Below are 15,736 nucleotides of genomic sequence, written 5' to 3' on the forward strand. Positions count from 1 at the left end.
TTGGAGATGAAGATATTGAATACTTTACAGGCATTACTTAACGACAGAATGGAACGCTCTTCACAAATTGAAGCGGTAACTGGCGGGGGTGTGTCTTATACATTTGAAGAATATGCAAAACGCATTGACCAGCTCGCTCATTACTTATATCAAAAGGGGATTCGAAAAGGAGACCGCGTTTGCTTTATTTGTCAAAACCATCATCACTTTTCAACGATTATGCTGGCAGCCATCAAAGCAGGTGCAGTCGCAGTTCCGCTTAGCTGGCAGCTTACTTCTTTTGAGCTGGAAGGTATTTTGAAAAAAGCAGAGCCAAAGGCTTTATTTTTTGACCGTGAATTCCGTGACATCATTGCGGCAGTGAATGTGTCTTTAGAAGATTGTCTGATGGTGGAATCCGGTGCCAATGCGAAAACAACCCAGCTGTTTGAAGACATTTTGGCTTCAAATGATGGAAGTCATCTTGCTGATGAGGTATCAGAAGAGGATTTAGCGATGATTTTATTCACTTCTGGAACAACGGGCAATCCAAAGGGCTGTATGGTCGGGCATGGACGAATTTATCAATTTTTAACAAGACATGGGAATCGAGGATTTGATCTGAAAGGAAAACGGTACTTGGCGAGTCATCCGCTGTATCATATGAGTTCAATTAATCATCTGATCGCAGCTGCGATTGAAGGGTATACGCTTGTCTTCTTACATGATGCAACACCGAAACGCATTTTAGAAACGATTGAGAAAGAAAGAATTACGTTCATGATGGCTTTCCCATCAGCTTACACGTACATGCTAGAAGAAATGAAACGCGGTTCGTACGATCTCTCATCTTTTGAAATTGCGATTTCTGGCGGTACGAAGGTGCCGGTACGCTTAATTAAAGATTACAAAGAAGCAGGCATTCAGATGATGCATGGCTATGGAAGTACGGAAGCATGGATTGTCAGTGCGTGGCATCCAGCGATGGGTGAGGATAAAATGGGCTCTGCCGGTAAAGTGGATGCGGATGTAGATGTGAAAATCGTGCATCCTGAGACAGAGGAGACATTGCCAGCAGGAGAAATTGGCGAAGTCGTCATGAGAAGTCCATTTTATTTCCTAGGCTACTATCATCAGCCTGACGCTACTGAGAAGGTGCTGAAAGATGGCTGGTTCCATATGGGGGATGCAGGCTATCTAGATAAAGACGGTTTTCTTTTCATCACAGGCAGATACAAAGATGTGATTCTGTACGGCGGGGATAATATCTATCCTGACCAAGTAGAAGAGATTATTGAACAAATTCCAGGTGTGATTGAGTCAGCTGTCATCGGGGTACCGGACGAATTATATGGGGAAGTGCCAAGTGCGTATATCGTAAAAGACGAATCCTCCGATTTCTCCGAAGAAGATGTGGTGAACTATTGCCAGGAACGTTTGGCAGATTACAAAGTGCCCTCCATTCATTTCACACAGGAGCTGCCAAAAAACAAGCTTGGTAAAATCATGAAGAAAGATTTACGTGAATTGGTTGTGAATGCGTAGTACCTATTCTGCTATAATGAAATTTGAATGATTTTTTGTTTTTCTAACGTTTTGGAGGGAAAGGGTTTGCGACATATTCTTCGTAAGAAACACATTCACGATTTGTTAGAACAGAGCAGGCAGCAAAAGGTAAAGAGAACGCTGGGCGGGCTCGATCTCACGCTCCTTGGTATAGGGGCAGTGATCGGCACGGGGGTCATGGTGTTAACCGGAATTACAGCGGCTAAGGATGCAGGACCGGCTGTCATTTTCTCCTTTGCCATTGCAGCGATTGTGTGCAGTTTGGCAGCACTTTGCTATGCAGAAATGGCTTCAGCGCTGCCTGTATTCGGCAGTGCATACATTTATTCATATACAACGATGGGTGAGCTTGTCGGGCATCTAATGGGATGGACTTTATTGTCCGTTTATATGCTGACTGCTTCAGCTGTCGCCAGTGGCTGGTCGAGTTATTTCAACAGCTTGCTTGAGGGGTTTGGCATTTCGATTCCCCATCAATTTTTAGCGGGGCCAGAACAAGGCGGATATATGAATCTGCCAGCCATTATCATTGCCTTACTGATTGCGTGGATCTTATCTAGAGGAACGAAGGAAAGTAAAAAATTCAATAATATCATGGTGTTTGTGAAACTCGGTATTATTGTTCTTTTCATTGTAGTAGGCGGGTTTTATGTACAGCCATCCAATTGGCAGCCGTTCATGCCATTTGGTGCAGAAGGCGTCATTGCCGGTGCTGCTGCTGTATTTTTTGCCTTTTTAGGATTTGATGCGATTTCTGCTTCTGCGGAAGAGGTGAAAAATCCGCAGCGGAATCTGCCAATTGGCATTATTGGCTCATTACTCATTTGCACGATCATTTACATTGTCGTTTGTTTGATCATGACAGGTATGGTGCACTATACAAAACTGAATGTCACAGAGGCTATGTCCTATGTGCTGCAAAGTGTACATCAAAATAGCGTAGCCGGTATTATTTCTGTCGGTGCGGTCATTGGATTGATGGCTGTGATTTTCGCCAATAATTATGCAGCAACTCGAATTGCCTATGCGATGGGCCGAGACGGTCTTTTGCCTAAAGTGTTTTCGAAAACAAACAAAAGCGATACGCCTGTTGCAAGCATATGGATGATTGGCGGCATGACAGCTGTTATTTCAGGGTTTATTGATTTAAAGGACTTGTCGAATTTAGCGAATATCGGTGCTTTATTGACGTTTGCAATGGTGAGTTTATCTGTGCTCATTTTGAGAAAGACACATCAGCAGCTTGAGAGGGGATTCCGGGTTCCATTTGTGCCGGTCTTGCCGATTATCTCAATGGGCTGCTGCTTGTTCCTTATGCTCAACTTACCAGGCCGGACGTGGCTTTACTTTGGTGTTTGGCTGTTAATCGGTGTCGTCATGTACGCAGCGTATTCAAACAAACATAGTGAATTAGCGAAAGCTTCATGAGAAAAAGGTGCAAATCCGTTGACGATTTGTGCCTTTTTTCATACGATTTGGGATAAGCTATAAAAGAGAAGATGGACGGACAAGAGGAGGATGAAGGGTATGATTAGCGTTAGTCCTTATATTGTGGTAGACGATGTGAAGGAATCTCTTCAATATTATCAAGGAATTTTTGGCGGAGATATTCATATTTTAAATGAACATCAAGACCGTGTGCTGCATGCGGAACTTCACCTTGGAGAATCATTGCTTCACTTTTCAGATACGTTTGGCCGCACACCAAAGCCCGAACATCTCAGATTGATTATGCAGTTTGACAATGAAGAAGAACTAAAGGCAGTATATGAAGCGCTAGAAGCTGATGGAGATGTACTGGTCGAATTACAGGATACGTTCTTTGGCGCACTTCACGGACAAGTACAGGACCGCAAAAATGGGTTGATCTGGGTGCTGAATTATATGAAATAGATGAAGACAAAGAGCTAAATAAAGATCATGCAATGATATAAAAATAAAAAATGATTGTGGACACAGCAACCTCAAAAAACTATTCCCTTATATTTACCTTAAATCTATTGAATATCCAGGTGATAAATCTATGTATGATCTCTTTTCAGCAAAATTATTGTTTGAATCCATACCGTCTCCCAAAGTTAGACCTGATAAGATATTTGAAGAAAGAATCGTATTAATCAAAGCAAAAGATCAAGATGAAGTTAAAAAAATTATAGAAAAAAGTTTTCCAGAAGAAACATTTGGAAATGGGGATTACGGACAAACAACAAAAAAATTAGTAGCAATCCTAGATATATTTGAACTTGTAGACAATTTAGAAGAAGAACCACTTCACTTAAGTGAAGTGTATTGTCGTTATCTTTCATTTGATGAAGAAATATCTCCAAAAGAAGCAATAGAAAAATATTCTCTAGATAAATAAAAATCGTAAAAAAAGCAGACTGATTAGAGTCTGCTTTTTTAGTTATTTAGTCATTTAGCACAAATACATATCTTCTCTGTTTCTTTCGCAATAAGGCACCAATTCGCTGTTCAAGGATCCTTGGTCAAAATTCTAAGACCTTCACTATTGTGAAGGTTTTTTTGGGAGTGTTTTTATTTTCTGAAAAATGGAAAATATGCTATGTTGGAAGAATAAAAGAACAAGGAGAAGGGTGGCAAAGGGATGGAGCAAATTGAATTTCAATCGATCCAAACAAATGGTGTAACACTTCACACAGCAATGGCTGGACCTGAGAATGGCCCGCTGCTTGTACTGCTGCACGGGTTTCCTGAGTTCTGGTACGGCTGGAAGAACCAAATCATGCCCCTCGCTGAGGCAGGCTATCGTGTCGTCGTTCCTGATCAAAGGGGCTACCATCTAAGTGATAAGCCAGAAGGAATCGAATCCTACGTATTAGATCAACTGAGAGATGATATCGTAGGGCTGATTAAGACGCTTAGTCCGAATCAAAAGGCGATTGTGGGTGGTCATGATTGGGGCGGAGCAGTTGCTTGGCATTTGGCATCCACACGTTCTCAATATGTAGAGAAATTAATCATTGTCAACATGCCGCATCCGCGGGTCATGATGAAGGTTCTTCCGTTTTATCCCCCGCAGTGGAAGAAAAGCTCCTATATCGCTTTCTTTCAGCTTCCGAATGTGCCAGAGGCAGCACTTCAAGAAAATCACTACCAACGGCTGGATGAAGCCATTGGGCTGTCTGCACGACCACACCTATTTACAAAAGAAGATGTATCAAGATATAAGCTGGCTTGGACGCAGCCAGGTGCCATGACCTCAATGCTGAATTGGTACCGCGCCATCAAAAAAGGCGGCTTTGAAAAGCCGATATCTAAACGCATTTTAGTACCTGTTCGCATGATCTGGGGGATGGAGGACAAGTTTTTAAGCAGAAAGCTGGCGAAGGAATCGATGAAGATTTGCCCAAATGGTCAGCTGATTTTTGTCGATGATGCATCTCATTGGATCAATCATGAAAAGCCAGAAGTGGTGAACAAACTCATACTCGAATTTTTGAACTAAAGAAAAAAGCTCTGGTCAGACGACCAGAGCTTTTGTGATTTATCCGATATGATTCTTTTTCAACGAAGCAGGTTCGTCGTCCCAGCATTCAATGTTCTCATTGTTTGGAACGGCATTTTTATAAAAGACTGGATCTTTCCCCTCTTTTTTCTGCCGTGAATAATCCTTTAATGCTGCAAAGGCGACTTTAGACAGCATGGTAATGGCAATGAGGTTGACGATGACCATTAACCCCATAAACAGGTCGGCAAGATTCCAAACAAAAGGAACACTTGCTACAGCACCGAATAAAACCATGACAATTACCGCAATACGGTATCCAATCAACCATGCTTTGCTTGATTTAAGGAACTCAATGTTCGTTTCCCCATAGTAATAATTCCCGATCAGCGTACTAAACGCAAATAAGAAAACCATAATGGCAAGAACACCAGAAGCCCAAGGACCGATGTGTTCACTCAAAGATGCTTGAGTGAGCTCAATACCTGTTAATTTTGTCGTTTTATATGCACTTGAGAAAAGGACGATAAAGGCAGTACTTGTACAAATAATCAGGGTATCAATTAAGACACCAAATGCTTGAATCAGTCCTTGCTTCACAGGGTGGCTCGTCACGGCAGCTGCAGCAGCGTTTGGTGCGCTACCCATCCCTGCTTCGTTTGAGAATAGACCCCGTTTGATTCCTTCCATAATGACGGCACCCATCGTACCACCTGCAAACTGCTCAATACCGAATGCATGTGAAATAATAGTATGGACAACACCAGGCAGTTCAGTAATGTTTGTAATCATGACAAAAAGAGCAATACCAATATATGCGACAGCTAAGAAGACCACAATGTATTCTGCCATCTTGGCAATCGTTTTGACCCCGCCGAAAATGATGATACTAAATCCAATAGCCATAATGACGCCTACGACCAAACGATTTGTGCCAAATGAATTTTCAAAAGCAATGGTAATGGTGTTCGACTGTACAGCATTAAAGACAATACCGAAAGAAATGGTGATTAATACAGCAAACAAAATCCCCATCCAGCGTTTCTTTAAGCCTCTTTCAATATAGTAAGCGGGACCACCGCGAAAGCCTGATGCATCTTTTACTTTATACACTTGGGCAAGCGTACTTTCAACAAAGCTTGACGCGGAACCGATAATGGCTAGGATCCACATCCAAAAAATAGCGCCAGGACCACCCATGGCAATTGCGATCGCAATCCCAGTAATGTTCCCAGTTCCAACCCGAGCCGCCATACTAATAGCAAAGGCTTGGAATGGTGATACGCCAGATTTTTGTTTATTTGTTCCTTCTTTCAGAACGATCACCATTTCCTTAAGCATACGCACTTGAAGGAAACGAGACCTGAATGTGAAATAAAGGCCGACAAGAATTAATAGTGCAACAATAATATATGACCATAGAAAACCATTTGTTGTTGTTAATAAACCATTCATAACATCACCTCTTCTAATTCATCCTATTTCTTTAAAAAATACTGAGATCCCACTCTTTGGCGAGCTTTTTCAGCATCATGACACCGGTAATACTATTTCCACAATCGTCAATGGCGGGACCATAAATACCGATTCCACAGCCTGTCTGAAACGGGAATTCTCTTCTTGCGCTTGGCGGAACGCAAGCCATAATTCCTCCAGACACACCACTTTTGGCTGGTACGCCTACGAAAGCAGCAAAATTACCTGATGCATTATACATGCCGCATGTCAGCATCAATGCCTTTGTTAGTCTTGCGATATCTTTTGGGATGACTTGGACTTGTTTAAAGGGATGGTAGCCATCACTTGAAATAATTAGTCCAATCAAGGCGATGTCCTCAGTTGTGACCTCGATGGAACATTGCTTTAAATACACTTCTAATGTGTCCTCGACATCTGATTCTAAGTAATTGGTTTCTTTTAAGTAATAAGCAAGAGCACGGTTGCGGTGCGCAGTTGCCCATTCTGATTGATAAACCTCTTCATTAACAGATGGACGCTTTCCTATTAAGTTTTCGATTAAATCGAAAATATATGCTAGCTTTTCTGTAGAAGTCTTTCCGGGAAGGATGGAGGATACGGTAATAGCTCCAGCATTAATCATTGGATTAAAGGGCTTCCCCGGTTTATGCATCTCAAGGCGGTAGATGGAATTAAATGCATCACCAGTTGGCTCTACATCTACCCGATCCAAGACGTAAGGAACGCCTCTTCCTAAACAGGCAGCTATAAAGCTGATGACTTTTGAGATACTTTGCAGGGTAAAGGGAACGTCCCAATCACCATATCGTACAGATGATCCATCTGGGCCTATCACGCTGATACCAAGTTGAGAGGAATTCACTTTTCCGAGTGCTGGAATGTAGCCAGCATTCTGCCCGTTTTTGTAATACGGACGTATTTCTTCTGCCCATTGATCAACAGAAGACTGGCATGCGTGTTGTGTATTATTAGAAATTGCTGTTTTCATACGATTCCTCCAATCAAAAATCAAAAAGTACCCTATTGAATTGGCGGATGACAAAAAATGCGATCAAATAGGCACGAAAACATGTTACACATCTTCAAAGAACTTGTCATGCGCTGCTTGTACCACTCCTTTACACCTAAATATATGTTCAATTGAAGGCTTTGGCGGCGAAAAAACAAAAAGGGTTTTTAGTGAAAATTCAGAAAACGCTTACATATAGTTTCACTAAAATTGTTCATTCAATTTATCTTGGAAACTACACAATCTGACGAAAATCTACAGAAAAACTTACAAATAAAAAATCGGTTTGTCGCTTATTGTCTAAACAATTCCCATTATTGTAGACAATCTCCAAAATGCTGAATAGCTGAAAGGTCACCATGCCGCCTCGGAGAATAGTCATAAAAAAGGATTTTGGGGAAAGAAGGAGCTGTGAAAATTATTTTTTTGCACATTGTGAAGAAAAGAGTCTCCTTGTATACTGTGGCTATGCAAAAAGGGGAAGGGATGTCAGTCATTTGAGTTTAAACCAGCTTGTCAAAAAAGACGCATTCATTTTAATTTTTATGGTGGTTATTGTGCCGCTTGCAGGAGAACTGAAGTTTTATCCTGTGAATGAGACGTTCCGGATCAGCTTTGGCGCACCTGCGTTTTTCTTTTGTTTATTACTCTTAAGGAAATCTAGACCGTTTTTGCCTGGGTTTTTAACAGGCGCAGCCATTGTGCTTTTTCGAGTAGGCTTAGATCTGATTCAGCATCATGCTGATCTCGCTGCATCATTTTATCAGCAATTCCCAAGTTTCTTCTTCTATTTTACATATGCTTTCCTGTTTTTTGCCGTCCGTACGGGACGTTTTAAACAGCGCTCTATTTTTATTGGCATCATTGGTCTCATGATTGAATTAGTGGCTGATTTTGTTGAGCTCTTTGTACAATTTTTAGTGTTTGATACGACGATGACGCTATCAAAGCTGAGTGATATGTTTCTCATTGCGTTTGCTCACAGCTTTGTCGTAATCAGCTTTTTTAATATGATGAAGCTATATGAGGCACAATCAAGAGAGAAGCAAATCATGAAACAAAATGAGCATATGATGATGGTCATTTCAAATTTATACGAAGAAACGGTTCATTTAAAGAAAACGTTAAAACATACAGAGCACATTACGCAAGAATCATACAGGCTTTATCGTCTCTTGCATGAACACGAAGCAGGCAAGAAAGTGAGTCAGGAGCTATTGAAGCTTGCAGGAGAAATCCATGAAGTGAAAAAGGATAATCAGCGTATATATGCTGGGCTTTCGAAGCTAATTTCTAAGGAAAATATGCAAGACTATATGAAGGCAGAAGAACTCGTTCAAATTGTACTCCGCATTCAAGAAAAGTATGCGCTCTCTCTAGGGAAAAACATCTCCTTTATATCTGATATAAGGGGCATTCATTTGCATGATTATCATGTGTTCATTTTTTTATCGCTCATTAATAATTTAATGGCAAATGCGGTTGAAGCCATAAAGGATACTGGAATGATCTCACTCGTATTGAAAGGAAGTCATGATAAAATAGAGATTCGGATTGAAGATGATGGCCCGGGGATTCCTGAAAAAATGAGAGAAATAGTATTTGATCCAGGCTATACTTCTAAATTTGATGCATATGGAACACCATCAACTGGGATTGGCTTATCCTATGTGAAAGAGCTGGTTAAAGAGCTTGGCGGTCAAATTAAAATCGAACAAAGAGAAACAAAGGGAACAGCTTTTCAGCTAATCCTTCCTATACAAAATTTAATACAGAGAGGGTGAGTGTATGCGATTTTTCATTGCAGATGATGATCGTGCAATACGCTCGATTTTAGGTCAAATCATTGAGGATGAAGATTTGGGAGAAGTCGTAGATGAAGCCGATGACGGAGTTGGATTAGAAGCCCATTCATTGAACCTAAAAAAAGTAGACATCCTTCTGATTGACCTTTTAATGCCTGCTAGAGACGGCATTCAAACGATTCGTCATATTCACCCTGAATTCAAAGGTAAAATCATGATGATTTCCCAAGTAGAGGCGAAAGAGATGATGGCAGAAGCCTATGAATTAGGGATCGAATATTATATTCATAAACCTGTCAATCGAATTGAGATCGTCAGTGTGATTCGAAAAGTCATGGAGCGTATTAAGCTGGAGAAATCGATATATGATATTCAAGCTTCCCTTCGCCATGTGCTGCCGTTAGAGCCTGTAATTTCTTATGATACGACGGGTGCTGGGGCGAAAAAAAGGACGATGAAAGAGGCAGGGGAATTTCTCTTATCCGAACTAGGAATTGTCGGAGAGAGCGGTTCTAAGGATTTACTAGAGATCCTGATCTACTTACATGAAACACAGTCAGCCAATTCTCATGAGGTCAATTTCCCGCCGCTAAAGCAGCTCTTTATCAAAACAGCGGAGAGGAAGCTGGATCATGGAGCAACCGATGTAGAAGTGATGAGGGAAGTGAAAGCGGCAGAGCAGCGGATTAGACGAGCTATTCACCATTCCTTGAATCATTTTGCTTCACTAGGATTAACAGATTTTTCGAATCCTAAATTTGAGCACTATGCGTCGAAGTTTTTTGACTTTACCGATGTCAGCCAAAGAATGAAAGAGATGCAGAAGACCTCTTCATCCGCAGGATCGACGGGCAGAGTCAATACGAAGAAGTTTGTTCAAATCTTTTATTTTGAAGCAAAGCAGTTATTTGAGGGAATGAGCTGAAGAAAATCTGTTGGAATGATTGGAGAAAATAAACAGAAAAAGACCGCTATTCCTATGATCTGTCGTGATCTTTATGTATCTTTGTTATTTAACTGATCATTCTGATTTTTCTTTTTTCTTGAAAATAAAACTCTCCTGTGCAATCGTTTGTTAAAATAGTGAGGTTAGACTAGAATGTCGGAGGTTTTATTTTGGGAAAAATTAAACGAAATGCGCTCTGCCCATGCGGAAGCGGAAAAAAATATAAACATTGCTGTGGTCAAAAGTCAGGCGGAGAACAAACGTCTGAGCTTGTGTTTAAGGAAGCTGTACAAGTTCAAATGGATTTAATGAATTATGCTTTCTCTAAGCATCAAAGAGCCATCAATCAATTCATTAATGAGTTTTCTTTCCTTGCAGATATGGATAAAGAAACGCAACAAATTTCAGTTTTCCATTTGAGTGTATGGGGCATTTTCTTCCGTCCATTAACGGATCAGAAAGAAACCATCTTCCAAGAATTTCTGACAAAGAAAGCAGAGGATATTACCCGTCCGAAAACAAAACAAGTGGTTCAATCATGGACAAACATGGAACCATCTTTGCTTTTATTAAATGAAAAAACGGACGAGTCTCTTTACTTTGAGAATATGGTGACAGCTGAGAAGGTTGAAGTAGATGTAAAACCGGATCAAACAGTCTTGCCTGAAAAAGGAAGTCTCGTGCTTGGATTCCCTGTTCAATTTGAAGAAAAAGCAGAGTTTTTCATTCAATATACGATGTTTGCGAAAGAGTTTACAGATACGCTTCTTCTTCAGGTTCGTCAGCTTGTTGAAGCATATGAGGCAAATGGAGGGGCACGCAGTACATTTATGAGAGAATCATTCCCTGACGTGCTGAAGTGCATGTTTGCGAAGCAAGAAGTAGAAGAATCAGAAACATCTGCTCAAACAGAAGGCGATACTGGTCTATCAGCAGATCGTATGGACTGGGCAAGTGACGTTCAGCTGGAAACAGCTAAGCTGATTGAAGACGGAATGAAGGAACACGGTGATCAAAGCCTGACAGATGGCGCTTTAACTGTATGGAAAGCCTATTGTGATCAGAAATCACCTGTGATCCGTAAAGCAGCATCATTTGCTGCGGGAATCGAATATTACATTCATTCACTTGCAAGCGATGCCCCGCTTTCTCAAGCGCAAATAGCGAAAAAGTATGGCATTAGTGCGTCTACTGTATCGAGCCGTTTTAAAGATATTGAAAAAGCGGTGAAAGAAGAGCAAGAGGCGACTGTATAGCATAATAGAAAAGACGCGGCACCTTCATGGGCCAGCGTCTTTTTTGTTGATGCTTATCTTGTTTTAATAAAACCGCTCATGTACTGCGATGTATTATAATCGTTGAGGTCAATTTTCCACTGACCATCCCCATTACGTTTCATTTTCACTTCGTATTCAGCTGGGCTGGAGACTGGGGGAAGCTTCTCGAATTCAGACGCGTACATGTCTAAGCTTTTCTTATACAATTCTTCTTTAGAGCGGATCTTGCCGTTGTAAAACTCGTCTCTTTGCTTGTCTAGCTTGTCTTTTAAGTTAGAAGCATCAATGCCTGTTACTTGAGCGACAACCTTCGCCTCGTCATCAGAGATGGTTTTCACACTTGTTTCTACTTTGGCTTTATCCTTCATGGTGTTTTGAATGCGTTTATACATAGACAGAATATCACGGTCACTTACTTCATTTCCGTACATTCCGGCACTTCTTTTGAAGTCTTTGACAAACATTTCGTGGTATTTATTGACGACATCCGATTGGTTGTCACCTGTTAAATCGGCAAATTGATCGTTCTTTTTGTCAAAGACAATCATATCGGTATAAGCGGATAGCGCCTTTGCAGGGTTATCCAGCTTTTTCGCTGTATCCAGTATTTTGTTTCCATCTAGGTTGATTTCGATCGAATCACTGTTTTTCTTGATGCTGTCTTGGTACACGAACTGATATTTTTTCCCTTTGTCTACTAGGAAATAAAGAGCACCTGATTGTGATTTGCCTTTGTTCAATGAACCGAGGTCAAGGCGGTCTTTACTGCCGTAGAATTTTAAATCAGATACTTTGGCATCGTCCTGATAAAGGGAGAAGTCAGAGTTATATAATGAAAGGGCTTTGTCACCTTTGTTTGTGATCGTCAGGTTGACTTTTAGCACCAATTCATTGTCTCTTAGCGTAGTTGTTGAGTCTTCTGGTAACGTATATTCGTAGCTATTGACTTTTACCTCTGCTGTTTTTGTTGATTTTTGATCAGCGTTGCTTGATTTGGCTGAGCTCTGGCAGGCTGCAGAGATGATCATCACGAATGAAATCATGAGGAGTGCACTTATTTTTTTTAGATTCACAGTTGATGCTCCTTTGCTTTTCTTTCGTCATTTCATTCCCGCTATCTGACTATGAAAAAAGAAACAGATAGAATGGTATATTCGGGTGTTAAAGGGGAAAATCTCCTTATGACGATTTGCACTATTCATTCTATCGAAATTCAATCATGATGAGGAATAGGTTTTAATCCCTATCTTTGAAAGAAATTTACACAAACATCTTTAATAAAAGGAATTTTGTAAGTCTAATATACTAGTTAATAAGAATTAATTTATAGATTTATCATGGGTTTTAAATGTTTTTTAGGTAAAAATCTTGAAGTGAAGGTGTTAATGCTTTTAGAGAGATGACTATACGTCCCTTCATTTTTTCAGCATCTACCTGCTATGTTAATTTTCAGAGAGCAGGATACTTGAATGTTGAAAAGGATTCATGGGAAAATAAGGATGATTAAGCAGATAAGGGAGATGAGCTTTTGAAAAAGGTAACGCTTGGACGAACTGATTTACAGGTGAATCCGATAGGGCTTGGTACGAATGCGGTAGGTGGACATAATTTGTTCCCGAACCTGAGTGAAGATGCCGGACGAGAGCTTGTGGAGACGGCTCTTGATCAAGGTGTCAATTTCTTAGATTCTGCTTTTATTTATGGGCTGGGCCGTTCAGAGGAATTGATCGGTGAGATCATTGCCAAAAGAGGCGGCAGAGAAAACCTTGTCCTTGCGACAAAGGGGGCTCATAAAGAAGTAAACGGACAAATTGAACTGGATAACAGCCGGGACTTTTTAAGAGAGCAGGTCGAAAATAGCCTGAAACGACTGCAAACAGATTATATTGATTTATACTATATGCATTTCCCGGACGGCCGGACGCCGCTGGAAGAAGTAGCAGGCACATTAAAGGAATTGAAGGATGAAGGAAAAATCAGGGCAATTGGTGCATCAAACCTTGATTTTGAACAACTTCAAGCCTTTAATCGAGATGGCTACTTAGACGTGCTTCAGTCGGAGTATTCTCTGCTGAAACGTGAGGCAGAGCAGGATCTTCTCCCATACTGTGTCGAGCATCGTATTTCCTTTATTCCTTATTTCCCGTTGGCGTCAGGCCTGTTGACTGGGAAATTTACGAAGGATGCGACATTTGATGATATTCGAGCAAAAGACCCGCTTTTCCAAGGCGAGGCGTTCCTGCAAAACCTCGAAAAAGTAGACAAGCTGAAGGAAATTGCACAATCAAAGAACGCTGAAACGGCACACGTCGCACTGGCTTGGCTTTTAGCGCAGGACGGCATCGACGCCATCATTCCAGGTGCAAAACGAGCTGAGCAAGTTCTGCAAAACCTAAAAACAAACGATGTTCAATTAACAAAAGAGGAAATCAATCAAATTGACCACATTTTCTCTTAACATAAAAAAGGTGCTCAGCTGCACCTTTTTTTTATGACATCGTAAGGGGAATTTTGATGACGAGCCGCAAATTTGGAGAACGGTAAGTGAAATCAAGTTTACCGTCTGCCTTTTCAACAAGCTGATGAATGATATACGTCCCCATTCCTTGATGATCGCCGCCTTTTGTCGAGCGCCCATAGGTTTTGAACAAATGGTCTAACACGTGTTTTTCCATTCCTTTTGTGCTGTTCTCACAATGGATTAAAAAGAGCCCGCTCCGAATAGAGGTCGTGATTGAGATGCTTCCCTCGTTCCCGGCTTGCTTCGCTTCAATCGCCGCATCTAGGGCATTATCAAGCAGGTTGCCAGTAAAACTAACCTGATCCGCCTTAGAAAACGGAAGCGATGAAAAAGGTGCTTGAAGGTCTAGTGAAAGGGCAATGTCCTCTTTTTCAGCCCGCTCAAAAAAGGAGTGCAGGGTTGAGGCCAAATAAGCATTTTCTCCTTTAATCCATGGGAAATGTTTCACGTATTGCTGAATCAAATCCTTGATCTCATGTTCGTCGTTAGACGCGGAAAAGGCATTTAAATGTCTAGCTGTTTCATGATGTTTACTGCGCAGCTCAAGCAGCAATTCATTGGTTCTTGATTCTGCGTTGATCAGCTCTTGAAGCCGTCCATTTAACCGTCTCTCCGTCTGCATCATCTTCAATGAAAGGATATCTGCTGTCATGATGATTATAAAAGCCAAAAGAGAGCTCAGCCCATTTCCTTGCGTCAGAAAAAGGGAAAGACCTGCACAGGTGAAGAGCACAAAAGCGCCCAGCATCACATAACCACTCACATGAGGCAAAAACCTTTTGTACATGAAGAATGTATAAAGACAAATCACACAAAAGGTGAGGAGCCACAGCACCCCAGATGATAGCGGCAGAAAAGCTTCAACAGCTGCATGAAATGCAAGACCTAGCCATATGAGAGCATACATGCGGAATCCAAGATAGAAAGCGTTCACGTTCGTTCTCCTTAAAAATAGTATTTCTTAAAGTATTCTAATTGCTGCTTGGTCATCATGGCTTTTTTATCCGTACCTTCAAAAGACACGATAAACGAATTTTTGGCATACGCCGAGAAGTTCTTAATGTAATGAATATTGATGATAAACGATCGGTGGGAGCGGATAAAATCTCTTTCAGCCAGATCGCCTTTTAACTCGTTTAATGTCTGATATGTCTGGATATCTCCTGTTGTTGTGACAATGGTGGTTGACCGTCCTGTTCGCTCAACAAAAATGACATCCTTCTTTTGCAGCACATGAATATCTGACTGCTGCTTAATGAGAAGCCGTCCATGAATGCTTTTCTCCTGCTTGGTGGACAGATAGCGATCTAAGGATTTGGCAATTCGATCGGCTTGATAGGGCTTCATAATATAATCATGAACATTTAAATCAAACGCATGGACCGCATATCCGCTGTTTCCTGTCACAAATACAACATCGACATTCAGTGCGTGAGAGTGAATGAGATCCGCTAATTCATAACCGGACATTCCGGGCATTTCAATGTCTGCGAACAACAGGTCAATGTCTCCCTGTTTGACCTTCTCGTATGCATCCTCTGCTGACTGCGTGACAAAGACAATGTCCACAGCCTCCATTCTGCCCACAATGGCATGCAGCTTTTCTAAATCTACTCGGTAATCATCAACGAGACCTACTTTTATCATAAAAATCACCTGTGACTCTTCTTATTATTTGTCTATTTTAC

The 15,736-nt window shown here is 41.1% G+C and carries 14 protein-coding genes; 9 read left to right on the plus strand and 5 right to left on the minus strand.

The genetic code is table 11. The features are described from left to right. Window positions 1–15: 15 nt before the first annotated feature. The 5 genes from C6Y06_RS13760 to C6Y06_RS13780 all read left to right on the plus strand — a co-directional run bounded on the left by C6Y06_RS13760 (window position 16) and on the right by C6Y06_RS13780 (window position 5,011). Window positions 16–1,524 carry a class I adenylate-forming enzyme family protein gene (locus tag C6Y06_RS13760; RefSeq protein WP_060595460.1) on the plus strand — a complete coding sequence of 503 codons (1,509 nt, stop codon included), beginning with the start codon at window positions 16–18 and terminating at the stop codon, window positions 1,522–1,524. Between the two features lie 66 nt (window positions 1,525–1,590). After that, window positions 1,591–2,973, plus strand: a complete 1,383-nt coding sequence (locus tag C6Y06_RS13765) for an amino acid permease (RefSeq protein WP_060595461.1) — start codon at window positions 1,591–1,593, stop codon at window positions 2,971–2,973. 99 nt (window positions 2,974–3,072) lie between these two features. Next, window positions 3,073–3,438, plus strand: coding sequence for a VOC family protein (locus tag C6Y06_RS13770; RefSeq protein WP_058015219.1), 366 nt, complete (start codon window positions 3,073–3,075; stop codon window positions 3,436–3,438). A 130-nt stretch (window positions 3,439–3,568) separates the two neighbouring features. Then, on the plus strand, window positions 3,569–3,907 hold the full coding sequence (locus tag C6Y06_RS13775; RefSeq protein ID WP_034664284.1) for a DUF4288 domain-containing protein: 339 nt from the start codon (window positions 3,569–3,571) through the stop codon (window positions 3,905–3,907). A 243-nt stretch (window positions 3,908–4,150) separates the two neighbouring features. Continuing rightward, the gene (locus C6Y06_RS13780; RefSeq protein WP_060595462.1) at window positions 4,151–5,011 is read left to right on the plus strand and encodes an alpha/beta fold hydrolase; all 861 of its coding nucleotides are present in this window, start codon (window positions 4,151–4,153) and stop codon (window positions 5,009–5,011) included. Window positions 5,012–5,050: 39 nt separating this feature from the next. Here the strand turns inward: C6Y06_RS13780 and C6Y06_RS13785 are convergent, their stop codons facing one another. Further along, the gene (locus C6Y06_RS13785) at window positions 5,051–6,466 is read right to left on the minus strand and encodes an alanine/glycine:cation symporter family protein (RefSeq protein ID WP_060595463.1); all 1,416 of its coding nucleotides are present in this window, start codon (window positions 6,464–6,466) and stop codon (window positions 5,051–5,053) included. A gap of 31 nt (window positions 6,467–6,497) precedes the next feature. Then, window positions 6,498–7,478 (minus strand): glutaminase, encoded by a 981-nt coding sequence (locus C6Y06_RS13790; RefSeq protein WP_008342152.1) that lies wholly within the window; start codon window positions 7,476–7,478, stop codon window positions 6,498–6,500. 518 nt (window positions 7,479–7,996) lie between these two features. Here C6Y06_RS13790 and C6Y06_RS13795 point away from each other — a divergent pair. The 3 genes from C6Y06_RS13795 to C6Y06_RS13805 all read left to right on the plus strand — a co-directional run bounded on the left by C6Y06_RS13795 (window position 7,997) and on the right by C6Y06_RS13805 (window position 11,506). Next, complete coding sequence (locus C6Y06_RS13795; protein WP_106037057.1) at window positions 7,997–9,283, plus strand: ATP-binding protein; 1,287 nt, start codon at window positions 7,997–7,999, stop codon at window positions 9,281–9,283. 4 nt (window positions 9,284–9,287) lie between these two features. Then, complete coding sequence (locus tag C6Y06_RS13800) at window positions 9,288–10,229, plus strand: response regulator (RefSeq protein ID WP_106037058.1); 942 nt, start codon at window positions 9,288–9,290, stop codon at window positions 10,227–10,229. 191 nt (window positions 10,230–10,420) lie between these two features. Continuing rightward, window positions 10,421–11,506 carry an SEC-C metal-binding domain-containing protein gene (locus C6Y06_RS13805; RefSeq protein ID WP_106037059.1) on the plus strand — a complete coding sequence of 362 codons (1,086 nt, stop codon included), beginning with the start codon at window positions 10,421–10,423 and terminating at the stop codon, window positions 11,504–11,506. Between the two features lie 53 nt (window positions 11,507–11,559). Here C6Y06_RS13805 and C6Y06_RS13810 read toward each other — a convergent pair whose 3' ends face one another. Beyond that, complete coding sequence (locus C6Y06_RS13810; RefSeq protein ID WP_066031374.1) at window positions 11,560–12,600, minus strand: DUF4352 domain-containing protein; 1,041 nt, start codon at window positions 12,598–12,600, stop codon at window positions 11,560–11,562. 455 nt (window positions 12,601–13,055) lie between these two features. Here C6Y06_RS13810 and C6Y06_RS13815 point away from each other — a divergent pair, with 455 nt between their 5' ends. Further along, window positions 13,056–13,985, plus strand: a complete 930-nt coding sequence (locus C6Y06_RS13815; RefSeq protein ID WP_106037060.1) for an aldo/keto reductase — start codon at window positions 13,056–13,058, stop codon at window positions 13,983–13,985. A 31-nt stretch (window positions 13,986–14,016) separates the two neighbouring features. On the opposite strand, the gene C6Y06_RS13820 is transcribed toward C6Y06_RS13815, so the two are convergent. Together C6Y06_RS13820 and C6Y06_RS13825 are read right to left on the minus strand one after the other, a co-directional pair. Then, entirely contained in the window at window positions 14,017–14,982 is a 966-nt protein-coding gene (locus tag C6Y06_RS13820; protein ID WP_066031373.1) for a sensor histidine kinase, read from the minus strand. Between the two features lie 11 nt (window positions 14,983–14,993). Continuing rightward, window positions 14,994–15,695, minus strand: a complete 702-nt coding sequence (locus C6Y06_RS13825) for a LytR/AlgR family response regulator transcription factor (protein WP_060595470.1) — start codon at window positions 15,693–15,695, stop codon at window positions 14,994–14,996. Between the last annotated feature and the right edge of the window lie 41 nt (window positions 15,696–15,736).

Source organism: Bacillus sp. MZGC1, from assembly GCF_002998605.1.
Classification (GTDB): Bacteria; Bacillota; Bacilli; order Bacillales; family Bacillaceae; genus Bacillus.